The sequence below is a fragment of the Blautia sp. OF03-15BH genome, from assembly GCF_003463065.1.
Classification (GTDB): Bacteria; Bacillota; Clostridia; order Lachnospirales; family Lachnospiraceae; genus Limivivens.
Genome location: NZ_QSCM01000003.1, coordinates 147,663 through 169,222, shown reverse-complemented (window position 1 = coordinate 169,222; position 21,560 = coordinate 147,663). Strand labels below are relative to the sequence as shown.

Here is a 21,560-nt window from a genome sequence, read left to right as displayed (position 1 = left end):
TTCAGAAAGGAAAAACTTTCTGAAAATAGTAAAGAGCGGGTGTATATGCCCGTATTGTTAAAAAAATAACAATGTAAAGAGAAAGGAGTGCCTATGAGCAGCAAAATTACCATTATCGGAGCCGGAAGCGTTGGATCTACCATCGCGTACAATCTTTCCAACAACAACATTGCATCAGAGATCGTTCTGATTGACATCAACAAAGAAAAGGTAGAGGGAGAGGTGATGGACATCGTCCAGGGTACCTGTTTCCGTGATCCTATTTCTGTTGTGGCTGGAGATTATGAAGATGCAAAAGATTCCGACATCGTCATCATCACTTCCGGAATCGCCAGAAAACCTGGCCAGACCCGAATCGAGCTGACCCAGACGAACGTGAATATCTTAAAGAGCATTACTCCTCAGATCGTGAAGGAGGCTCCGAATGCCCTCTACATCATTGTCAGCAACCCGGTGGATATCATGACTTATGTATTCACAAAGATTTCTGGTCTTCCGGAGAATCAGATCATTGGCTCCGGTACGCTGCTTGATACGGCAAGACTTCGTTTCGGCCTTTCCGAGCATTTTGAAGTGGCTCAGAAAAATATCCATGCCTATGTATTCGGTGAGCATGGAGATACCTCCTTTGTTCCCTGGTCCTGTGCGGATGTTTCCGGCGCCGGCCTGGATGATTATGCCGAGATGATGAAACATCTGGGTAAGGAGCTGGAGCCGCTTGATAAGGATGGAATGGAGGAATATGTCCACAAGTCCGGCGGTGTGGTGATCGCTAAGAAGGGAGCTACCTTCTATGCGGTTTCCGTATCTGTCTGCAAGCTTTGTGAGATTCTTCTTTCTGCATATGATTCCATCGTTACGGTTTCTTCCGTGCTTCACGGGGAGTACGGCATTGAGGATGTAGCGTTGAGTACTCTGACGCTGGTTGGCCCCAACGGTGTTCAGGGTAAGATTCCCGTAAAACTGACTGATGAAGAGGTGAAGAAGCTTCAGAAGAGTGCGGATTCCCTCAAAGAAGTGATTTCCCAGATCGAACTGTAAAAAAAGAGGCGTTTCTACCGTCGCAAAGATGGTGGAGGCGCTTCTACATAGAAAGGGAAAAGAAAGGATAACGGAAACCATGAAGTACAGTTATTATCCAGGGTGTACCCTGAAAAACAAGGCGAAGGATCTGGATGCTTATGCCAGAGTTTCCGCCAGGGCGCTGGGTTTCGAGCTGGAGGAGATCGAAGACTGGCAGTGCTGCGGAGGTGTTTATCCTCTGGGCAGCGATGAAATTGCCACGAAGCTTTCTTCTGTACGTGCTCTCAATGCGGCAAAAGAAAAAGGCCAGGATCTCATTACCGTCTGTTCCGCCTGTCATCATGTGCTGAAACGTGTCAATGATGATATGAAAAACGTGGAAGACATTCAGACCCGGGCAAACAATTATATGAAACTGGATACCCCTTATAAAGGTGAGGCAGAAGTTTTGCACTTCCTTGAAGTTTTACGGGACCGCGTAGGTTTTGACAAGGTAAAAGAAAAGGTGGTCAATCCTCTGAAGGGCAAAAAGATCGGCGCCTATTATGGCTGTCTGCTGCTCCGTCCGGGCAAGATCCTTCAGTTTGATGATCCGGAAAACCCGAAGATCATGGAAGACCTGATCCGTGCTTTGGGCGGGGAACCGGTGATTTATCCTTACCGGAATGAATGCTGCGGCGGTTACATTTCCCTGAAGGAAAAGGAAATGTCCAGAAACATGTGTGACAAGATCCTGGAAAGCGCAGAAGGCTTTGGCGCGGATATGCTGATCACAGCCTGTCCTCTCTGTATGTATAACCTGAAGAAGAGCACGGAAAACGGAACGCCGATCTATTATTTCACAGAGCTTCTGGCTGAGGCTCTTGGTGTGAAAGAGGAGGTGACAGAAGCGTGAGTGTGAAAAACAGAGCAGAAGAGATCCGCAAGATCAGCGGAGTGGATCCCTACAGATGTATGAAGTGCGGCAAGTGCTCGGCATCCTGTCCCTCTTTTAATGAAATGGACATCAAACCGCATCAGTTTGTTTCTTATGTACTCCGTGATGACATTGAGTCTCTGGTACAGTCAAAATCCTTATGGAAATGTCTTTCCTGTTTTGCCTGTGTGGAGCGTTGTCCGAGAGACGTGAAACCTGGAAAACTCATCGATGCGGCAAGACAGCTTGTAGAGAGAGAAAAAGGCGGCAATTATCTTACCGCAGATGAGATCCCGTCACTCCTTGATCCGGAACTGCCACAGCAGCTTCTGGTAAGTGCATTCAGACGATACAGGAGGTGAAAACATGCAGAGAATAGGAGTTTTTGTCTGTCATTGCGGAAGCAATATCGCCGCAACGGTAGATGTGAAAAAAGTCGTGGAAGTCATCAGCCAGGAGCCTGGCGTGGTCCATGCAGAAGATTATCAGTATATGTGTTCAGAAGCCGGACAGGAGAAGATCATCCAGGCCATCAAGGAAAAAGAACTCACAGGCGTTGTTGTCTGTTCCTGTTCCCCGCGTATGCATGAGGCAACCTTCCGTAAGGCAGTGGCAAAGGCCGGCCTGAACCCTTATATGCTGGAAGTTGCAAATATCCGTGAGCAGTGTTCCTGGATCCATAAGGATATGGAGGAAGCAACAAAGAAAGCTGTGATCCTGGCCAGAGCATCCATTGCAAAGGTAAATCTGGATGCGCCCCTTCAGGAGGGCGAGAGCCGTGTTACCAAGAGAGCTCTTGTGATCGGAGGCGGTATTGCCGGTATCCAGAGTGCTCTTGACATTGCAGATGCAGGCTACGAAGTAGACATCGTAGAGAAGACTCCGAGTATCGGCGGAAGAATGTCTCAGCTGGACAAGACCTTCCCGACTCTGGACTGTTCTGCCTGTATCCTGACTCCTAAAATGGTAGAGGCTAATGCTCATGAGAAGATTCATATCTATACTTACAGTGAAGTAGAAAAAATCTCCGGTTTTGTCGGCGATTTCACAGTAGAGATCCGAAAAAAAGCCAGAAGTGTGGATATGAGTAAATGTACGGGCTGTGGTGTCTGTCAGGAAAAATGCCCGAGCAAAAAGATTCCCAGTGAATTCAACAGAGGTCTTGGAAACCGTACTGCAATCTATACTCCGTTTGCTCAGGCAATCCCGAATGTACCGGTGATCGACCGTGAAAACTGTATCAAATTCAAGACCGGAAAATGTGGTGTCTGCTCCAAAGTCTGCCAGGCAGGTGCAATCGATTATGAGCAGAAGGATGAGATCATCAGTGAAAAGTACGGAGCAATTGTGGTAGCAACCGGTTTCGATACGATCAAACTGGATCAGTACGATGAATATGCTTACAGCCAGAGCAAGGATGTCATCACATCTCTGGAACTGGAGCGTATCATGAATGCAGCCGGTCCGACCAAAGGCCATCTGGAGCGTCTTTCCGATGGAAAAGCACCGAAAAATATGGTTTTCATTCAGTGTGTGGGAAGCCGTTGTGCAGACAGCAGAGGAAAGAGTTATTGTTCCAAGATCTGCTGTATGTATACGGCAAAGCATGCCATGCTGATCCGTGACAAATATCCGGATGTCAATGTGACTGTTTTCTATATTGATGTGCGTACACCTGGTAAAAACTTCGATGAGTTTTACCGGAGAGCGGTGGAAGAGTATCATGTCAACTACATCAAAGGCCAGGTAGGAAAAGTGATCCCGCAGCCGGATGGACAGCTTCTCGTTCAGGGTGTGGATCTTCTGGATAATAAGCAGATCCTGATGAATGCAGATATGGTCGTTCTTGCCACAGCGATCGAGCCGGATCCTTCCGTGAGAAAACTGGCAACCATGCTGACTGCCAGCATCGACAATAACAATTTCCTCACAGAGGCACATCCGAAGCTTCGTCCGGTGGAATCTCCCACCGCAGGTGTTTTCCTGTCCGGTGTCTGCCAGGGACCGAAAGATATCCCGGAGACTGTAGCCCAGGCCGGAGCGGCGGCTGTCAAAGCCATCGGCCTTCTTGCCAAAGATAAGCTCCGCACCAATGCATGCACGGCAAAACCGGACCAGCTGCTTTGTAACGGCTGTTCTACCTGTGCAAATGTATGCCCCTATGGAGCAATTTCCTATGAGGAAAAAGAAGTTAACGATCACGGAATCCGTGAGGTTCGCCGGGTGGCAGCAGTCAACAGCGCACTCTGCCAGGGCTGCGGTGCCTGCACAGTGGCCTGCCCGTCCGGAGCCATGGACCTTCAGGGCTTCTCCAACAGACAGATTATTGCGGAGGTGGATGCGATATGTCGATAGAATCAAACGAAGAATTCAGACCGAAAATTGTGGCGTTCTGCTGTAACTGGTGCAGTTATGCAGGAGCCGATCTGGCAGGAAGCAGCCGTCTCTCCTATCCGGCAGACGTAAAGATCATCCGTGTACCCTGTTCCTGCCGTGTCAACCCCATGTTCATCCTCCGGGCCTTTGAGAAAGGTGCGGACGGCGTGATCCTGTGCGGCTGCCACCCCGGTGACTGCCATTACACCACAGGAAACTATTATGCGAGAAGACGTATGACCCTTCTGTTCTCCATGCTGGACTTCATCGGCGTGGAAAACGGCCGTACCCGTGTGGAATGGGTATCCGCCGCTGAGGGTGTGAAATTTTCCCAGACCATGAACGAGTTTGTGGAAAAGGTACGTTCTCTCGGAAAGAATGTAAGACTGGAGGATTTAAGATGCAGGAACTGATCGAACGCGCAAAAGAGCTTCTTGGCGACGGCACCGTAGTTCGTGTGCTGGGATGGAAAGCCGGAGACCTGCCCTACAATCCGGAACCGGCTTACTTCGAGAACGAAGAAGATTTAAAAGATTTCGTATATAATGGCTTCTGCGGAGCCAACTTAAGCAAATATATGATCGAGGCATCCAAGAAGGAAGGAAAGACCCTGGTCTTCCTGAAACCCTGCGATACCTACAGTTTCAACCAGCTGCTCAAAGAGCACCGGGTAGACCGGGACAAAGCTTACATCATCGGCGTTGGCTGTAAAGGAAAGCTCGACATCGAGAAGATCAAAGCCCAGGGAATCAAGGGAATCCAGAAGATTACGGGCGCTGAGATCTCCGATGAGTGCGAGATGCTTACCGTGGAGACTCTTTACGGAGAGAAGAGCGTTTCCTATAAAGATGCCATGCTGGGAAGATGCCATACCTGTAAAGGCAAAGAGCACAAGATCTTCGACGAGGAGATCGGCGAGTCCAAGGATACAAAGGATGCAGACCGTTTCGCAGAGATCGAGAAGATCGAGGCTATGAGCCCGGCTGAGAAGTTTGCTTTCTTCCAGAAGGAACTCAGCAAATGTATCCGCTGTAATGCCTGCCGGAACGTCTGTCCCGCATGCAGCTGCCGGAAATGTGTCTTCGACAGCGACAAGTTTGACAGTGCCCAGAAGGCAAATGTGGACTCCTTCGAGGAGAAGATGTTCCACATCATCCGCGCTTTCCATGTGGCCGGCCGCTGTACGGACTGTGGCGAGTGCAGCCGTGTTTGTCCCCAGGGTATTCCCCTTCATCTCTTTAACCGGAAATTTATCAAGGATATCGACGATTTCTATGGCGAGTATCAGGCAGGAGAGGATGCGGTAAGTCCGATGCCTCTGACCTCTTACACCACAGAAGATGTAGAGCCCAGCATTGTGGGAGAAAGGGGATAACGGATGTATAAGATCGCAAAAGAAAACCTTCAGACCCTTTACCGTGAGATCGCGAAAAATCAGGAACTGTTCCTGCCGGAGAAGGTCGGCGAGCAGGTGAATTTCGCCCCCTACCGTGAAGAGCTTGAGACGGATCTGACTGTGCTCAAGACAGTCAAATCTCCCAAAGATGTATTTTTTCCTCAGAGTGAGAACCTCTATACCTGCGTAGAGAAGGACCGCAAGATCACCATCAAGCCCGAGAAGCTTCAGGAGCAGAAATTCGTGGTATTCGGCATGCGTCCCTGTGATGTGAAGGGCGTTCAGGTACTGGATAAAGTCTTCCTGGCAGATCCAGTGGATACCTTCTATGCAGCCAGAAGAGAGCACGGAACTATCGTTTCCCTGGCCTGCGGCGAACCCGAGGAGACCTGTTTCTGTAAGGTCTTCGGCGTGGACTGCACCGAGCCGGAGACGGCAGCAGAAGGTCTTGTGGATGTGGCTGCCTGGTTTGTTGAGGATACTCTCTATCTCAAAGCCGTTACGGAAAAAGGAACGGCTCTTCTGGAAGCTGTGAAAGATGTTCTCACAGAGGCAGAGAACACAGACGAAGCAAAGGTGGAGGCTCAGAAAGAGACTGTCCGCGCCATCGTGGAGAAACTTCCCTACACCCATCTTTCCCTGGAAGGCTGGAACGGGGATGACATGATGGAAAGATTCAATTCCCCTGTCTGGGAGGAGCTTTACCATCCCTGCCTGGCCTGCGGTACCTGTACCTTCGTGTGCCCTACCTGTCAGTGCTATGATATCAAAGATTACGATACCGGACATGGCATCCAGCGTTACCGCTGCTGGGATTCCTGCATGTACTCCGACTTTACGATGATGGCTCACGGCAACAACCGTAACAGCCAGATGCAGCGTTTCCGTCAGCGTTTCATGCACAAGCTGGTTTATTTCCCGGCAAACAACAACGGCATGTATTCCTGCGTAGGCTGCGGCCGCTGTGTGGAGAAATGTCCTTCATCCTTAAATATCGTAAAGGTCATCAAGGCCTTTGAAAAACAGGGAGGTGCCAAAGAATGAGTGAATGTACCTGTCATACAAACTATACCCTGGACACCCTGATCCCGAAGGTTGGCGTGATCACCGATATCCGTCAGGAGACTCCGGATGTCAAAACCTTCCGCGTGGAAGCACCCGAGGGAGGCAAGCTTTTTGAGCATATGCCGGGCCAGTGCGCGATGATCTGCGTGCCGGGCGTCAGCGAAGGAATGTTTTCCATTACTTCTTCTCCGACGGTAAAAGAGTACCAGGAATTCAGTATCAAAAAATGCGGAAAGCTAACGGATTATCTCCACAGCCTCAATGTGGGCGATGAGATCACCGTCCGCGGACCTTACGGAAATCATTTCCCGGTGGAGACAGAACTGAAGGGTCAGAACCTTCTCTTCATCGCCGGTGGTATCGGACTGGCTCCGCTCCGTTCCGTTATCAACTATGTGCTTCACAACAGAGAGAATTACGGTACGGTGGATATTTTATACGGTTCCCGTTCTGCAGACGATCTGGTTCAGTTAAAAGAGATCCAGGAAGTCTGGCAGAAAGCTCCGGGTGTCAACGTATACCTGACCATTGACCGGGAGCAGGAAGGATGGGATGGCCATGTGGGCTTCGTTCCTTCCTATCTGAAAGAGATCGGCTTTTCAACGGACAAAACCGCACTTCTCTGCGGACCGCCAATCATGATTAAATTCGTGCTGGCCGGTTTAAAAGAGATGGGCTTCTCCGAGGAGCAGGTATACACCACACTGGAGCTCCGTATGAAATGCGGTATCGGAAAATGCGGCCGCTGCAATGTAGGCTCCAAATATGTCTGCAAAGATGGCCCTGTATTCCGTTTCGATCAGCTGGACGAGCTTCCGAATGAGTATTGATATAGAAAGGACTGGAACCCAAAATGGAAAATAATATGGTAAACGTATATTTTTTCGGTAAAAAATACAGTGTTCCCGCAGATCTCACCATCATGACCGCCATGGAGTATGCCGGATACACCTTAAAGAGAGGCTGCGGCTGCCGTCACGGCTTCTGCGGCGCCTGTGCAACCATCTACCGCATCAAGGGAGAGAATGAGCTGAAAACCTGTCTGGCCTGTCAGACCCAGGTACAGGAAGGCATGTATGTGGCAAGCATTCCCTTCTTCCCCACCGACAAGAGAACTTACAATATCGAAGATCTGAAACCCAACCAGCAGGTGATGATGGAACTCTATCCGGAGATCTACAGCTGCATCGGCTGTAATGCCTGTACCAAAGCCTGCACCCAGGATCTGAACGTTATGCAGTATATCGCATACGCCCAGAGAGGCGAGCTTGAGAAATGTGCGGAGGCTTCCTTCGACTGCGTAAGCTGCGGCTGCTGTTCCGTGCGCTGCCCGGCTGGAATTTCCCATCCGATGGTAGGCCTTCTGGCCAGACGTCTGACCGGAAAATACATTGCTCCGGAAGCAAAACATCTGACCAAACGTGTGGAAGAGATCCACGAAGGCAAGTATGACGATCTGATCGAGCAAATCATGCAGAAACCGATCACAGAAATGCAGGAACTTTACAATAGCAGAGAGATTGAGAAATAGGGAGGGCGTAAAACATGTATGCACCATATCCAGAAAATATGATGGAATCCATCAAAAAGGTAGAGGCTACAAGAGCGGAGCGTATGGCAACAGAGCCGAGACGTCTCACCGCTGAGGAGAAGGACGCTCTTCTTGAAAAATTCCATCCTGATTATAACCCGAATGCATTTGCAGAGATCAAAGTAGGTCCGAATAAAGGTCAGAAGGCTCCGTTGGAGCTGGCAGAAATGCTTCATTCCACCAGCCGTCTGATGAATGAGAAGATCGATCTTACAAAAATCGATTATGACGTGGATGTGCTGGTGATCGGCGGCGGCGGAGCAGGCTCTTCCTGTGCCATTGAGGCCCACAATGCAGGCGCTGATGTTATGATCGTCACGAAGCTTCGTATCGGTGATGCCAATACCATGATGGCAGAGGGCGGCATCCAGGCAGCTGACAAGGAGAATGATTCTCCGGTACAGCATTATCTGGACTGCTTCGGCGGCGGCCACTTCGCAGCAAAACCGGAACTCGTAAAGAGACTGGTTATGGAAGCTCCGGATGCCATCAAATGGCTGAACGGGCTCGGCGTTGAGTTTGATAAAGCAGAAGACGGAACCATGATTACGACTCACGGCGGCGGAACCTCCAGAAAGAGAATGCACGCTGCAAAAGACTATTCCGGATCTGAGATCATGCGTACCATCCGTGACGAGGTCATCAACCTTGGCATTCCGGTGGTTGAGTTTACTTCCGCTGTCGAGCTTCTGAAGGACGAAAAAGGCCAGGTAGCCGGTGCGGTTCTTCTGAACATGGAGACCGGTGACTACTCCGTTGCAAGAGCAAAGACCGTTGTCATTGCAACCGGCGGCGCAGGAAGAATGCATTACCAGGGCTTCCCGACCTCCAACCACTACGGTGCAACCGCAGACGGACTGGTACTTGGTTACCGGGCAGGCGCAGGCCTTCTTTATCAGGATTCCATCCAGTACCATCCGACAGGCGCCATTTATCCGTCCCAGATCCTTGGCGCTCTGGTAACGGAGAAGGTTCGTTCCGTTGGCGCACAGCTGGTCAATGCAAACGGAGAAGCTTACATTCATCCGCTGGAAACCCGTGACGTCAATGCTTCCGGCGTTATCCGTGAGTGCCAGGAAGGCCGCGGCGTGGAAGTACCGGGCGGACTTAAGGGCGTATGGCTCGATACTCCGATGATCGAGATCCTCGGAGGCGAGGGAACCATCGAGAAGAGAATCCCGGCTATGTTCCGTATGTACATGAACTACGGCATTGATATGAGAAAAGTTCCCATCGTGATCTATCCGACCCTTCACTACCAGAACGGTGGCCTGGATATCGACGGAGACGGCTTCTCAACCGCAATCCCGAATCTTCTGGTTGCAGGAGAGGCAGCCGGTGGAATCCACGGAAGAAACAGACTGATGGGCAACTCTCTTCTGGATGTCATTGTATTCGGAAGAAATGCCGGTAAGAAAGCAGCTGCAAAATGCAAAGAGGTAGAACTTGGTACCCCGAACTTGAATCATGTGACAGAATATGCAGAGGAGCTGAAAGAGGCAGGCCTTGACACCCATAAGGTATCTCCGATGCTGCTTCCGAACTATGCCCGTCACGAACAGCGCTAAAAATAGAAAAAAGAAGGGAGCTTACCAAAATGCGTGAAGTAGAAGTAAGCAGACTTACAGATGTCATCGAAAAACTCTGTATCGAAGCAAATGAACATCTTCCCAAAGACGTAAAAGACGCCATTACAACCTGCCGTGCCTGCGAGGACGGCGAGATTGCCAAAGGTGTTCTGGACGATATCATTAAAAACTTTGACATTGCAGATCAGGAGTGTGTACCCATCTGCCAGGATACAGGAATGGCCTGTGTTTTCCTGGAAATCGGACAGGATGTACATTTCGTTGGAGGAGATCTCACCGATGCCATCAACGAGGGCGTACGCCGCGGATATACAAACGGCTACCTTCGCAAATCTGTCGTAAAAGACCCGGTTCGCCGTGGAAACACTGGCGATAACACACCGGCCATGATTTACACAGAGATTGTTCCCGGAGAAAATGTGAAAGTCACTGTTGGCCCGAAAGGCTTCGGAAGCGAGAACATGAGTATGATCCGTATGTTCAAACCCTCCGCTGGCCTTCAGGGAATCAAAGACTTCATTCTGGAAGTGGTAGAGACCGCAGGCCCCAACCCCTGCCCGCCGATGGTAGTCGGAGTTGGTATCGGCGGAACCTTTGATAAATGTGCCCTTCTTGCAAAGAAAGCACTGATGCGTCCGCTGGATTCCCACAATCCGGATCCGTTTTATGCAGATCTTGAGGATGAGATGCTTGAAAAAGTCAACCAGCTTGGTATCGGACCTCAGGGCTTTGGCGGAAAGACCACAGCCATCGGACTGAACATTGAAACCATGCCCACTCATATTGCCGGTATGCCCTGTGCAGTCAATATCAACTGCCATGTGACACGCCATAAAACGGAGGTGATCTGATCATGGAGAGAAGACATATCACCCTTCCTCTGACCGAGGAACTGGCTAAAACCCTTCACGCAGGAGATCAGGTGCTCCTGACAGGTACCATTTATACATCCAGAGACGCAGGCCACAAGAGAATGTGCGAGGCTCTGGCAAGAGGAGAGAAGATTCCCTTTGACCCGACAGACGCGACGATCTACTATGTAGGTCCGACCCCGGCAAAACCCGGCGCAGTCATCGGTTCCGCAGGTCCGACCACCAGCGGACGAATGGACGCTTACGCCCCCACCATGATGTCTGTGGGAGCCAGAGGCATGATCGGTAAGGGAGCCCGTCTTCCGGAGGTTGTGGAAGCCATGAAGAAATACAGCGGCGTTTACTTCGGAGCCATCGGCGGAGCTGGCGCTCTCCTGGCAAAATGTATCAAAAAAGCAGAGCTTATCGCGTATGAAGATCTGGGCGCAGAGGCACTCCGGAAGCTTTATGTGGAAGATATGCCCCTGGTAGTCATCATTGACTGTGAGGGCAACGACCTTTACAAAGAAGGAAGAGAAGCCTACTTGGCAAATAAGAAATAATCGGGTAAAATAAAAAAGCCTGGCTTCCCATTCGGCGGCCAGGCTTTCAAAAAATACTTAGATAGGAGTCTTTATTATGCAGCAACAGCACAACGGGCAGGAAGAAAAATCCAGTCAGTTTCAGGATCACCTTCATCTTTTTGATGATGAAAATGAACGGCAGATGTCAGAAGCTTTTCGTAACAGCGCATTTCTGGCATTGTCCGGCGGTTTTCAGGATGCTTATACCTATAATGTCCGAAATGAAGTATTTTCCAATGCACAGACCGGAAACGTCGTGCTTATGAGCCAGCATCTCATGGCAGGAGAGTGGATGAACGGACTGCGGTATCTGCTTCCCGTTCTGTCCTTTGCCATTGGTGTCTGGGTGGCGGAGAAAATCCAGGGAAAATACCGTTACTCAAAGAAACTTCACTGGAGGCAGGGCATTCTTCTCCTGGAGATCCTTCTTCTTTTTATTGTTGGCTTTGTGCCGAGAGAACTGGATATGCTGGCGACCACACTGGTATCCTTTGCCTGTGCCATGCAGGTACAGAGCTTTCGGAAGGTGCATGGTTATTCCTACGCCAGTACCATGTGCATCGGAAATCTGAGAAGCGGTACGGCGGCTATTTCCGCTTACTTCCGCGAACATAAAACGGATGATATCCGAAAAGCCTTCTATTACTTCGGAATTATTCTTCTTTTTGCAGTGGGAGCAGGTCTTGGCGGAAATCTTTCCATCCATTATGGAATCCGGATGATCTGGGTATGCTGCGGATTTTTACTGATCAGTTTCCTCATGATGTTTTATGAAAAGATATGAATTCCCGAAAAATTTATATTTTGTTAAAAAAAAATCAAAAAAAATTTATTGCTTTTGCGAGTTAAATATGTATAATATAAAAAGGGAAACGAGGAGTTCGTTTCCTGATGAATAATGAAAAGCCTGCTTTATTTGGCAGGTGGTCATATTACTATGAAAGAAAAGAGGTTAAATGTAAGATGGCAGAGATCAATTTAAGCAAGTATGGCATTACCGGAACCACAGAGATCGTATATAACCCTTCTTATGAAACTTTATTCGAAGAGGAGACCAAAGCAGGTCTGGAAGGATACGAAAAAGGACAGGTCAGTGAGCTGGGCGCAGTAAATGTTATGACTGGCATCTATACAGGCCGTTCTCCTAAAGACAAATTCATCGTTATGGATGAGAATTCCAAAGATACGGTATGGTGGACATCTGACGAGTATAAGAACGACAACCATCCGGCAAGCCAGGAAGCATGGAAAGCCGTTAAGGAGATCGCACAGAAAGAGCTCTCCAACAAGAGACTGTTTGTTGTAGATGCTTTCTGTGGTGCGAACGCAGATACCCGTATGGCAATCCGTTTCATCGTTGAGGTTGCTTGGCAGGCTCACTTTGTAACCAATATGTTCATCCGTCCGACAGAGGAAGAACTGAAAGACTTCGAGCCGGATTTCGTAGTTTACAACGCTTCCAAAGCAAAAGTTGAGAATTATAAAGAGCTGGGTCTGAATTCTGAGACCGCTGTTATGTTTAACATCACCAGCCGTGAGCAGGTTATCGTAAACACCTGGTACGGTGGAGAGATGAAAAAAGGTATGTTCTCCATGATGAACTACTACCTGCCGCTGAAGGGCATCGCTTCCATGCACTGCTCTGCAAACACCGATAAGAACGGTGAGAACACCGCTATCTTCTTCGGTCTGTCCGGAACAGGTAAGACCACCCTTTCTACCGACCCGAAACGTCTCCTCATCGGTGATGACGAGCACGGCTGGGATGACAAGGGCGTATTCAACTACGAGGGTGGCTGCTACGCAAAAGTTATCAACCTGGATAAAGATTCCGAGCCGGATATCTACAATGCCATCAAGAGAAACGCTCTTCTTGAGAACGTAACCCTGGACGAGAACGGCAAGATCGATTTCGCTGATAAGAGCGTAACCGAGAATACCCGTGTATCTTATCCGATCAACCACATTCAGAACATCGTTCGCCCGATCTCTTCCGCACCGGCAGCTAAGAATGTAATCTTCCTGTCTGCAGATGCATTCGGTGTACTTCCGCCGGTATCTGTACTGACTCCGGAGCAGACTCAGTACTACTTCCTGTCCGGCTTCACTGCAAAACTTGCAGGAACCGAGCGTGGAATCACCGAGCCGACCCCGACCTTCTCTGCTTGCTTCGGACAGGCTTTCCTGGAGCTGCATCCGACCAAATACGCAGAAGAGCTCGTTAAGAAAATGGAGAAGAGCGGAGCAAAAGCATACCTGGTTAACACCGGATGGAATGGTACCGGCAAACGTATCTCCATCAAAGATACCCGTGGTATCATTGATGCAATCCTGAATGGAGATATCCTGAAAGCAGAGACCAAGAAGATCCCGTTCTTCAACTTCGAGGTTCCGACAGCGCTTCCGGGTGTTGATTCCCATATCCTTGACCCGAGAGATACCTACGCTGACGCTTCCGAGTGGGAGACCAAAGCTAAGGATCTGGCTGCAAGATTTGTTAAGAACTTCGCTAAATACGAAGGAAATGCAGCTGGTAAAGCTCTTGTTTCTGCTGGTCCGCAGGCTTAATGACAGATCAAACAAAATAGATGATATTTTACCGGGTGCGGATTTTCCGCACCCGGATTTTTTTCCCTTTTTTAACCGGATCGGAAAGAAAAAAGGATTGCGGAATATCTTCTGAATGGGATAACAAGATTTCTGATAAAAACTCTCAGTTACGTATCTTTTTTTCGGGTGAGAAATGCGTTACACTTAGTTAGTAAAAACTAACATTAAAAAGTGATGGTTCATCAGAACCGGTTGAAAGAAAAGGGAGGATCAGATGTTTCTGGAAATACATGAGTTACGAAAGAGCTTTGGAGTGGGAGAAAACCGGACAGAAGTCCTGAAAGGACTGGATTTTTCTGTGGAAAAAGGAGAGATCTGCGTGCTTCTGGGACCCTCCGGTTCCGGAAAATCCACACTTCTGAACATTATCGGCGGCATTGACGAGGCTGACGGCGGCTATATCAGCATCAATGGGGAAAAGATGGAAGAGATGAAGGAGAAGGCGCTGACAGAGTACCGTCGGAGACACTTAGGGTATGTCTTCCAGATGTACAATCTGATCCCCAACCTGAATGTAAAAGAAAATATTGAGGTGGGGGCTTACTTAAGAGACAGTCCGCTGGATATCGACGAGCTGCTTCACACACTGGGGCTCTATGAGCACCGGCATAAGCTGCCAAACCAGCTCTCCGGCGGCCAGCAGCAGCGGACCAGTATCGGACGGGCCATTGTGAAAAATCCTGATATTCTTCTCTGTGACGAGCCTACAGGAGCCCTGGATTATCACACTTCCAAGGAAATCTTAAAGCTCATTGAGGATGTAAACCGAAAATATGGAAATACGGTCATCATGGTCACCCACAACGATGCTATCAAAAACATGGCGGACCGGGTAGTGAAGCTTCGGGATGGCCAGATCCGGAAAAACTATGTGAATGAGACAAAGATTGCCGCCGGCGATCTGGAATGGTGAGGCGGCTATGAAAAGAAAAATGAAAAATCCGCTCTGGAAGCGGCTTCCACGGGAACTTGTGGGGGATATCGGAAAATATCTGGTGATCTTTCTTTTCATGACGGCAAGCATCGGTTTCGTGTCCGGCTTTCTGGTGGCAGACAAGAGTATGCTAGATGCTTACAGGGAGAGTTTCCCAAAATACAACATTGAAAACGGAAACTTCACGCTGGACAGCCAGGCCACGGAGGAAAAACTGGCAGAGCTGGAACAGGAAGGGGTGACGATCTACGAAAACTTCTATCTGGATGAGCCGGTGGATGTGGATCAGGATGGTCAGGAAGACGGGACCGTTCGTATTTTCAAAAACCGGGAAGAAGTGAATCAGGTTTGCCTGATGAAAGGAGAGTTTCCTGTAAAAACGGATGAAATTGCCATTGACCGCATGTATGCGGATAACAATTCTCTCCAGGTAGGCGATACAATCAGGATGGATACGAAAGAAATGAAGATCACCGGTCTGGTGGCACTTTCTGATTACAGTGCATTGTTTTCGGATCCGAAGGATCTGATGTTTGATTCTGTGAAATTTGGCGTGGGAGTTCTGACACCGGAAGGTTTTTCCTCTTTTTCAGACACACATATGAAGTATTGTTATTCCTGGATTTATGAAGAAGAGCCGGCAGATGAGATAGCGGAAAAAGAAAAAGCAGATGCATTTCTTGATGTACTGGCAGCAAAAACAGACATCAGCGGTTTTCTGCCAAGGTATCTGAATCAGGCCATCCGTTTCACCGGAGATGATATGGGCAGCGATAAGGCCATGGTAGAAGTCCTGCTTTACATTCTGATCGCGATCATGGCTTTTGTTTTTGCCGTGACTACAAATAATACGATCCAGAAGGAGTCTGCCGTCATCGGAACGCTGCGGGCCTCCGGTTATACGAGGAGAGAGCTGCTGATCCACTATATTTCACTGCCGGTTCTGGTGACAATCCTGGCAGCTCTGTTCGGAAATGTTCTGGGCTATACGGTATTCAAAGGGATTGTGGCAGACATGTATTACGGAAGCTATAGCCTTCCTACCTACGAGACACGCTGGAATGCGGAAGCTTTTCTTTTAACAACGGCTGTTCCGTTTCTGATCATGATGATCATAAATGTCGTTCTGATCCATGGAAAACTGAAGATATCGCCTCTTCGCTTTCTGAGAAAGGATCTTGGAAGCATACGGCGAAGAAAAGCCGTGCGTCTTCCAAAACTTCCGTTTTTTGATCGATTTCGCATTCGGATCGTGCTTCAGAACCGGGCAAGCTATCTGACGCTTTTTATCGGCATTGTGTTTGCCAACGTGCTGCTTCTTTTCGGTATGATGATGAGGCCGCTCCTTTCCCATTACCAGGAAGAAACTATCAACAATATGCTGGCAAAATACCAGTATATCTTAAGTGTGCCCGACGAACTAGATGTGGAAGAAAACTCTCTTCTGGGTATGGTGCAGAAGCTTTTGCTGCCGTCTCTTGAGACGGAGAATGAAAATGCGGAGAAATTCTGTATGGAGTCCTTGAAGATGATCCCGGAAAAAGAGGAGAAGGACGGAGAAGCCATCACGATCTATGGCATCGAACCGGACAGTAAATATGTGGACGCTGATTTTTCCGGCCTTTCAGAAAATGGTGTGCTCTTAAGTGATGGTTTTCAGCAGAAATACGGGATTAAAACCGGCGATACGATTACCCTGAAGGAGCCATACGGAAGCAAGACCTATGAGTTTCAGGTGGGAGGCTTCTATGATTATCCGGGGGCACTGGCCTTCTTTACGACGGCGGAGAACTTCCGGACTCTTTTTGATAAGAAAGATACGTATTTCAACGGGTATTTCTCTGATGAAGAGCTGACAGACCTTGACGATGACTATGTGTCCACCACGATCACTCAGGATGATCTGACCAAGGTTTCCCGCCAGCTGGATGTTTCTATGGGAGAGATGTTCCAACTGTTCAACGTGTTCTCACTGATTCTCTTTGCCCTGCTGATCTATCTTCTGACAAAGCTCATCATTGAGAAAAATGCCTCATCCATTTCCATGGTGAAGATCCTTGGCTATAAAAACAGGGAGATCGTAAGTCTGTATCTGGTAAGCACTACCTGGGTCGTGATCTTCTCTGTTCTGGCAAGCTTTTTCATCGCCACCGAGCTGATCAAAGAAATCTATGTATTTATGATGTCCGAGTACAGCGGCTGGCTGACTCTCTACATTGAGCCTGCGATCTATGGAAAAATGTTTGTTTTGGGCATGCTGGTTTATGCTCTTGTAGCTGTCTTGCAGTTCCGGAGTATTAAAAAGATCCCAATGGATGAAGCGCTGAAAAATACGGAATGACAATTTTTTAAATCAGAAAAGCTCCCGGCAGCCGTTTTTTCTGCATAAAGCAGTCAACGGCTAGCGGGGGCTTCTCTTTTCCATCGAAAACGAGGAATCCGTGTAAAATACAGTGCTTTTTTCCTAAACATTGCTGTCATCCAGAGAAAGATTCTGCCGGATGATGCTCTTTACCGTTTCATACAGATACGGTTTCAGCTCCTCGATGGGTTTGGGCTGATTGTAGAGAATAGAATTATAGCTCGTTCCGCTGATGAGCTCGATGATCATATAGATCATGATCTCCGGATCATTGAAATGCAGCCCGGATTCTTCCAGTAATCGGCAATAATCTTCGTAGATGTTTTCCTGACCATCCTCCGGAGCATCGATCAGGGAGTTTTTGAAAAGTGCCCAGCTTAAATGTTTGGAAATAAAAAAGACCAGAGAATGGTCTTTCTGGAACTGCGTAAGAATGTGGTCGATAATGAAAATGATCTGTTCCTCAAAGGCTTTGATTTCCGTATTTAAAAGAGCGTTGTAAGCATTGGAGAAGACCTGAATTGCTTTATGGGAGATAAGTTTGTTCCTGAGGTCATACTTATCAGTGAAATAAAGATAGAAGGTTCCCTTTGCCACACCTGCCTGATTTACGATGTCGGAGATGGAGGTCTTATGAAAGCCGTTTTCCATGAAAAGTCCAAAAGCAGCATCCAGAAGAGAGTCTTTTTTCTGCTTCTTGTTTTGATCAACTTTTCTCATTAGATAATTCCTCCGCTCCTTTTTTGCCCATTATAACATATTGTTGAGGAAAAAGTATTAAGATTTTCTAAAAAATATTGACTATCAGTCAGTTTTAGTGTATAAGATTAAAAGTGACCGATAGTCATAAATAAATACAACAGGAAAACATTTATTATAGAAAAAATCAGATCAGGAGGATGTCTTATGAACCGTAATCGGAAATGGAAAAAAGCGGTCGCTTCTACGACAGCTGTTATGTTAAGTGCATGTATGGTAGGGATGCCGGTGCTGACGGCAGACAGTGCAGCTCCGGAAAAAGAGGAAACCGTTTATGTAAATATGGATGCATCTGGTAATGTAGAGAAGATCACAGTCAGTGACTGGCTGAAAAATAACAGCCAGTCCGCAGAGCTGAGTGACAGTTCTTCTCTGTCTGATATTAAAAATGTCAAAGGGGATGAGACCTTTACCCAGGATGGCGAGAAACTGACCTGGCAGGCAGATGGTTCCGATATTTATTATCAGGGTACGACCGATAAAGAACTTCCGGTTACCGTAAAACTGACCTATTATCTGGATGGTCAGGAGATTTCTCCGGAAGATCTGGCCGGTAAAAGCGGAAAAGTAAAGATCCGTATCGATTATACGAATAACCAGAAAGAGACAGTAAAGATCAATGGGGAAGACCGTGAGATCTACACTCCGTTTGCCATGATCTCCGGAATGATCCTTTCTCAGGAAAATTTCAGTAATGTCAAGGTGACTAATGGTAAGGTGATCTCTGACGGAAGCAGAAATATCGTTGTAGGTGTGGCTCTGCCGGGACTTTCCGATAGCATTGGCCTTTCAGATACCGAGGATCTGAAAGATATTGATATCCCGGAATACGTAGAAGTAGAAGCAGACACCACAAACTTCAAACTGGATATGACGGCAACGGTAGCAACGACAGGTGTTCTTGAGGATCTGGGAATTGAAGATCTGGATGATCTGAAAGATTTGAAGGATTCACTGGATGAACTGACTGAGAATTCTCTGAAATTAGTAGATGGAAGCAGCGATCTGGCAGACGGAACCAGTGATCTGAAAGATGGTGTGGATGAGCTTGCAGATGGCGTGAGTGATCTTTCTGACGGTGCTTCTGATCTTTATGATGGAGTGAAAAAGGTAGATGACGGAGCCGGTGATCTTCAGAAAGGAGCCGGACAGCTGGCAGATGGAGCCGGTGATCTCCAGGATGGAGCCAAACAGCTGGCAGATGGAACGAAAACACTGGCAAGCGGAGCCGGTGACCTTCAGAGCGGAGCTTCTCAGCTTCAGACGGGAGCCGGAAATCTTCAGAGCGGAGCCGGAAGTCTCCAGACCGGTGCACAGAGCCTGGCAACAGGAGCCGGTACGTTGAAGACCGGAGCATCTGATCTTTCTGACGGAGCTACAGAGCTCAGCAATGGCTTGAATACCCTGAAAACCAAATCCAAAACACTGGTAGACGGCATCAACAAACTGAACGATGGAAAAGGTGCCCTGATCAATGGAATGGATACACTGGTAAAAGGGATCACATCTGCAGATACCGGAGCAAAGAATCTGAAGAGCGGTGTGGATACCTATACCAAAGGTGCCGACACTCTGGCAGACGGAGTCAGTGCTTATGTGACAGGAGCAGGTCAGTATACAGGAGCAGTTGATTCTTATCTGAGCGGCGAAGAAACACTGAACACAGGAGTACAGAATTTTGCAAGCCAGGCAGGAACACTGCCTGCTTCCCTGAAATCCCTGTACGGTGCGATCAGCAGCGCAAAAACAGGAAGTGATGCCCTGGCAGATGAAGAGACGACCACAAAGCTGACAACAGGAAGCAAGGCGGTATCAGACGGGATCACCAGTCTGAACACCAGCATCAATGATATCTTGAAGGACATGAAAGAAAACGGAGGAGAACTGCCCAGCAGTACAGAGATCGCATTGCTTCAGACGCTGATCTCTTCTACAGAAACACTGCTGGAAACCAGCATTGCGACAGAGTCTACTCTGGTTGCGGATCTTCAGAATGCCCTGTCTGCTGCCGCTGCCTATGAAGCGAGTGCTACCGGTGTGGCAGGAAAGGCAGTAGATACAGTGACAGGAGGAGCACTGAGCAAGGCAGTCAGTGCTTATGAGAGTCATAAGGCAACATTAAATACGGATATTGAGGCAATGAACGGTGTGATCGCCGAGCAGACCAAACTGTCTGAAACGCTGAAAGCTTCTGCTGACAGCATCAAGAAGATCGAGAACGCAAAAGATCTGACAGATAAACTGACAGAGCTTTCCGAAGCATTGACCGAACTGGAAGCCGCTACCAATGCAGAAAGTGATCTTCAGACAGGGGCAGCTGCAGTGGCAGACGGTGTGACAACCTATGTAGGCGGTGCGAAAGCACTGAATACAGGTCTGACCGCACTGGAGAAGGCAGCCGCTCCGCTGAACAGCAGCTCCGATACGCTCGCAGCCGGAATGAAGAGCCTGACTGAGGGAGCAGCCGCACTGACAGCTAACAACAGTGCTCTGAAAACGGCCGGAAGCAGCCTTTCCACAAACGGAACAACACTCAACACCGGAGCTTCTACGCTGAAAGGCAGCAGCAAGGATCTGCGAGAAGGAGCAAAAACGTTATACGGTGGAACGAGCAGCCTGAAGACCGGAGCCACTCAGCTGAAGGAAGGTGCCGATGCGCTTTCCGGTGGTTTGAGTCAGCTGGCTGCCGGAGGCAAAACGTTAAAGAGCGGTATCAATACGCTTGCAAAGGGTGGAAAAACGCTTGCAAAAGGAGCTTCTTCACTGAAAACCGGAACGGAAAACTTAAAGAGTGGTGCTGACACGTTAAAGAGTGGAACGGATACGCTGAAGAGCGGAACCGATACCTTAAAGAGCGGCGTCAACAGTCTGAAGAGCGGAACCGATACACTGAAGAGCGGAGCCGACAGCCTGAAAGACGGAGCAGGCACGTTAAAAGACGGAACGGATACACTGAAAGACGGAGCAGATACCTTAAAGAGCGGAACCGATACCTTAAAAGACGGAACCAGTCAGCTGCTTAACGGAGCCGGTGATCTGAAGGATGGTGTAGGTGATCTTTCCGATGGCGTGGATGATCTGAAGGATGGTGCAAAAGATCTGAATGACGGTGCAGAAGAACTCCGGGATGGCATGAAGGAATTTGATGAGGAAGGTATCCAGAAGCTGAATGAGGCTTATGAAGACAACATTGAGGTCCTGATCGACCGCCTGGATGCGGTGCTGAATGCAGACAAAGCATACAAGACGTTTGCAGGAAGCAGCGAAGGCTGCGAGGGCAAGGTAAAATTCATCATGGAGACCGGAGCCATCGAAGCAAAAGAAGAATAAATAATTATTATAGAAAGAACTCCTCCCAGGCGGCGGCTTCCGGAGGAGTTCTTTTTACAATTGAAATGACGGAGGGTCATCTGACAAGACGCTGCAAAGTCTGTGCTTTCCTTGCTTGCTATTCAACAGGACATGCGTTATAATAAACTAAGTATAACAACGAGAAAGAAAGGA

18 protein-coding genes are annotated in these 21,560 nt (G+C 48.5%); 17 read left to right on the top strand and 1 reads right to left on the bottom strand.

Annotation, left to right across the window (positions count from 1 at the left end):
- The first annotated feature begins 93 nt into the window (after positions 1-93).
- The 16 genes from DXA57_RS05050 (at position 94) to DXA57_RS04975 (ending at position 17,276) form a co-directional block, all read left to right on the top strand.
- A complete protein-coding gene (locus DXA57_RS05050) occupies positions 94-1,041 on the top strand; it encodes an L-lactate dehydrogenase (RefSeq protein WP_117765254.1) in 948 nt (315 codons plus the stop codon).
- Positions 1,042-1,120: 79 nt separating this feature from the next.
- Positions 1,121-1,918, top strand: a complete 798-nt coding sequence (locus tag DXA57_RS05045; protein WP_117765477.1) for a CoB--CoM heterodisulfide reductase iron-sulfur subunit B family protein — start codon at positions 1,121-1,123, stop codon at positions 1,916-1,918.
- Positions 1,915-2,301 carry a 4Fe-4S dicluster domain-containing protein gene (locus DXA57_RS05040; RefSeq protein WP_117765252.1) on the top strand — a complete coding sequence of 129 codons (387 nt, stop codon included), beginning with the start codon at positions 1,915-1,917 and terminating at the stop codon, positions 2,299-2,301. The genes DXA57_RS05045 and DXA57_RS05040 overlap by 4 nt, the downstream gene beginning before the upstream one ends.
- Positions 2,302-2,305: 4 nt before the next feature.
- Positions 2,306-4,294 (top strand): CoB--CoM heterodisulfide reductase iron-sulfur subunit A family protein, encoded by a 1,989-nt coding sequence (locus DXA57_RS05035; protein ID WP_117765250.1) that lies wholly within the window; start codon positions 2,306-2,308, stop codon positions 4,292-4,294.
- A complete protein-coding gene (locus tag DXA57_RS05030) occupies positions 4,285-4,728 on the top strand; it encodes a hydrogenase iron-sulfur subunit (protein WP_117765248.1) in 444 nt (147 codons plus the stop codon). The genes DXA57_RS05035 and DXA57_RS05030 overlap by 10 nt, the downstream gene beginning before the upstream one ends.
- A complete protein-coding gene (locus tag DXA57_RS05025; RefSeq protein ID WP_117765246.1) occupies positions 4,716-5,690 on the top strand; it encodes a 4Fe-4S dicluster domain-containing protein in 975 nt (324 codons plus the stop codon). Before DXA57_RS05030 ends, DXA57_RS05025 begins: the two co-directional genes overlap by 13 nt.
- Before the next feature lie 3 nt (positions 5,691-5,693).
- A complete protein-coding gene (locus DXA57_RS05020) occupies positions 5,694-6,755 on the top strand; it encodes a 4Fe-4S dicluster domain-containing protein (RefSeq protein ID WP_117765244.1) in 1,062 nt (353 codons plus the stop codon).
- A complete protein-coding gene (locus DXA57_RS05015; protein WP_117765242.1) occupies positions 6,752-7,606 on the top strand; it encodes an FAD/NAD(P)-binding protein in 855 nt (284 codons plus the stop codon). The genes DXA57_RS05020 and DXA57_RS05015 overlap by 4 nt, the downstream gene beginning before the upstream one ends.
- A 23-nt stretch (positions 7,607-7,629) precedes the next feature.
- The gene (locus DXA57_RS05010; protein WP_117765240.1) at positions 7,630-8,307 is read left to right on the top strand and encodes a 2Fe-2S iron-sulfur cluster-binding protein; all 678 of its coding nucleotides are present in this window, start codon (positions 7,630-7,632) and stop codon (positions 8,305-8,307) included.
- 14 nt (positions 8,308-8,321) lie between these two features.
- On the top strand, positions 8,322-9,935 hold the full coding sequence (locus DXA57_RS05005) for an FAD-dependent oxidoreductase (protein WP_117765238.1): 1,614 nt from the start codon (positions 8,322-8,324) through the stop codon (positions 9,933-9,935).
- Between the two features lie 29 nt (positions 9,936-9,964).
- Positions 9,965-10,807, top strand: a complete 843-nt coding sequence (locus tag DXA57_RS05000) for a fumarate hydratase (RefSeq protein ID WP_117765236.1) — start codon at positions 9,965-9,967, stop codon at positions 10,805-10,807.
- 2 nt (positions 10,808-10,809) lie between these two features.
- Positions 10,810-11,370: a Fe-S-containing hydro-lyase gene (locus DXA57_RS04995; RefSeq protein WP_117765234.1), complete on the top strand. Its 561-nt coding sequence runs from the start codon at positions 10,810-10,812 to the stop codon at positions 11,368-11,370.
- Between the two features lie 163 nt (positions 11,371-11,533).
- Entirely contained in the window at positions 11,534-12,175 is a 642-nt protein-coding gene (locus DXA57_RS04990; RefSeq protein ID WP_117765475.1) for a YoaK family protein, read from the top strand.
- A gap of 179 nt (positions 12,176-12,354) precedes the next feature.
- The gene (pckA, locus tag DXA57_RS04985) at positions 12,355-13,959 is read left to right on the top strand and encodes a phosphoenolpyruvate carboxykinase (ATP) (protein WP_117765473.1); all 1,605 of its coding nucleotides are present in this window, start codon (positions 12,355-12,357) and stop codon (positions 13,957-13,959) included.
- A 256-nt stretch (positions 13,960-14,215) separates the two neighbouring features.
- The gene (locus DXA57_RS04980; RefSeq protein WP_117765232.1) at positions 14,216-14,914 is read left to right on the top strand and encodes an ABC transporter ATP-binding protein; all 699 of its coding nucleotides are present in this window, start codon (positions 14,216-14,218) and stop codon (positions 14,912-14,914) included.
- On the top strand, positions 14,877-17,276 hold the full coding sequence (locus DXA57_RS04975) for an ABC transporter permease (protein ID WP_330423195.1): 2,400 nt from the start codon (positions 14,877-14,879) through the stop codon (positions 17,274-17,276). Before DXA57_RS04980 ends, DXA57_RS04975 begins: the two co-directional genes overlap by 38 nt.
- A 123-nt stretch (positions 17,277-17,399) precedes the next feature.
- On the opposite strand, the gene DXA57_RS04970 is transcribed toward DXA57_RS04975, so the two are convergent.
- The gene (locus DXA57_RS04970; RefSeq protein WP_117765230.1) at positions 17,400-18,017 is read right to left on the bottom strand and encodes a TetR/AcrR family transcriptional regulator; all 618 of its coding nucleotides are present in this window, start codon (positions 18,015-18,017) and stop codon (positions 17,400-17,402) included.
- Between the two features lie 186 nt (positions 18,018-18,203).
- Here DXA57_RS04970 and DXA57_RS04965 point away from each other — a divergent pair, with 186 nt between their 5' ends.
- Entirely contained in the window at positions 18,204-21,386 is a 3,183-nt protein-coding gene (locus DXA57_RS04965; RefSeq protein ID WP_117765228.1) for a hypothetical protein, read from the top strand.
- The last annotated feature ends 174 nt before the right edge of the window (positions 21,387-21,560 follow it).

Excerpts from the sequence above, each read along its gene's own strand:
- DXA57_RS05050 (WP_117765254.1), top strand. The coding sequence starts at position 94 with ATGAGCAGCAAAATTACCATTATCGGAGCCGGAAGCGTTGGATCTACC.
- DXA57_RS05045 (WP_117765477.1), top strand. The coding sequence starts at position 1,121 with ATGAAGTACAGTTATTATCCAGGGTGTACCCTGAAAAACAAGGCGAAG.
- DXA57_RS05035 (WP_117765250.1), top strand. The coding sequence starts at position 2,306 with ATGCAGAGAATAGGAGTTTTTGTCTGTCATTGCGGAAGCAATATCGCC.
- DXA57_RS05030 (WP_117765248.1), top strand. The coding sequence starts at position 4,285 with ATGTCGATAGAATCAAACGAAGAATTCAGACCGAAAATTGTGGCGTTC.
- DXA57_RS05025 (WP_117765246.1), top strand. The coding sequence starts at position 4,716 with ATGCAGGAACTGATCGAACGCGCAAAAGAGCTTCTTGGCGACGGCACC.
- DXA57_RS05020 (WP_117765244.1), top strand. The coding sequence starts at position 5,694 with ATGTATAAGATCGCAAAAGAAAACCTTCAGACCCTTTACCGTGAGATC.
- DXA57_RS05015 (WP_117765242.1), top strand. The coding sequence starts at position 6,752 with ATGAGTGAATGTACCTGTCATACAAACTATACCCTGGACACCCTGATC.
- DXA57_RS05010 (WP_117765240.1), top strand. The coding sequence starts at position 7,630 with ATGGAAAATAATATGGTAAACGTATATTTTTTCGGTAAAAAATACAGT.
- DXA57_RS05005 (WP_117765238.1), top strand. The coding sequence starts at position 8,322 with ATGTATGCACCATATCCAGAAAATATGATGGAATCCATCAAAAAGGTA.
- DXA57_RS05000 (WP_117765236.1), top strand. The coding sequence starts at position 9,965 with ATGCGTGAAGTAGAAGTAAGCAGACTTACAGATGTCATCGAAAAACTC.
- DXA57_RS04995 (WP_117765234.1), top strand. The coding sequence starts at position 10,810 with ATGGAGAGAAGACATATCACCCTTCCTCTGACCGAGGAACTGGCTAAA.
- DXA57_RS04990 (WP_117765475.1), top strand. The coding sequence starts at position 11,534 with ATGTCAGAAGCTTTTCGTAACAGCGCATTTCTGGCATTGTCCGGCGGT.
- pckA (WP_117765473.1), top strand. The coding sequence starts at position 12,355 with ATGGCAGAGATCAATTTAAGCAAGTATGGCATTACCGGAACCACAGAG.
- DXA57_RS04980 (WP_117765232.1), top strand. The coding sequence starts at position 14,216 with ATGTTTCTGGAAATACATGAGTTACGAAAGAGCTTTGGAGTGGGAGAA.
- DXA57_RS04975 (WP_330423195.1), top strand. The coding sequence starts at position 14,877 with ATGAGACAAAGATTGCCGCCGGCGATCTGGAATGGTGAGGCGGCTATG.
- DXA57_RS04970 (WP_117765230.1), bottom strand. The coding sequence starts at position 18,017 with ATGAGAAAAGTTGATCAAAACAAGAAGCAGAAAAAAGACTCTCTTCTG.
- DXA57_RS04965 (WP_117765228.1), top strand. The coding sequence starts at position 18,204 with ATGAACCGTAATCGGAAATGGAAAAAAGCGGTCGCTTCTACGACAGCT.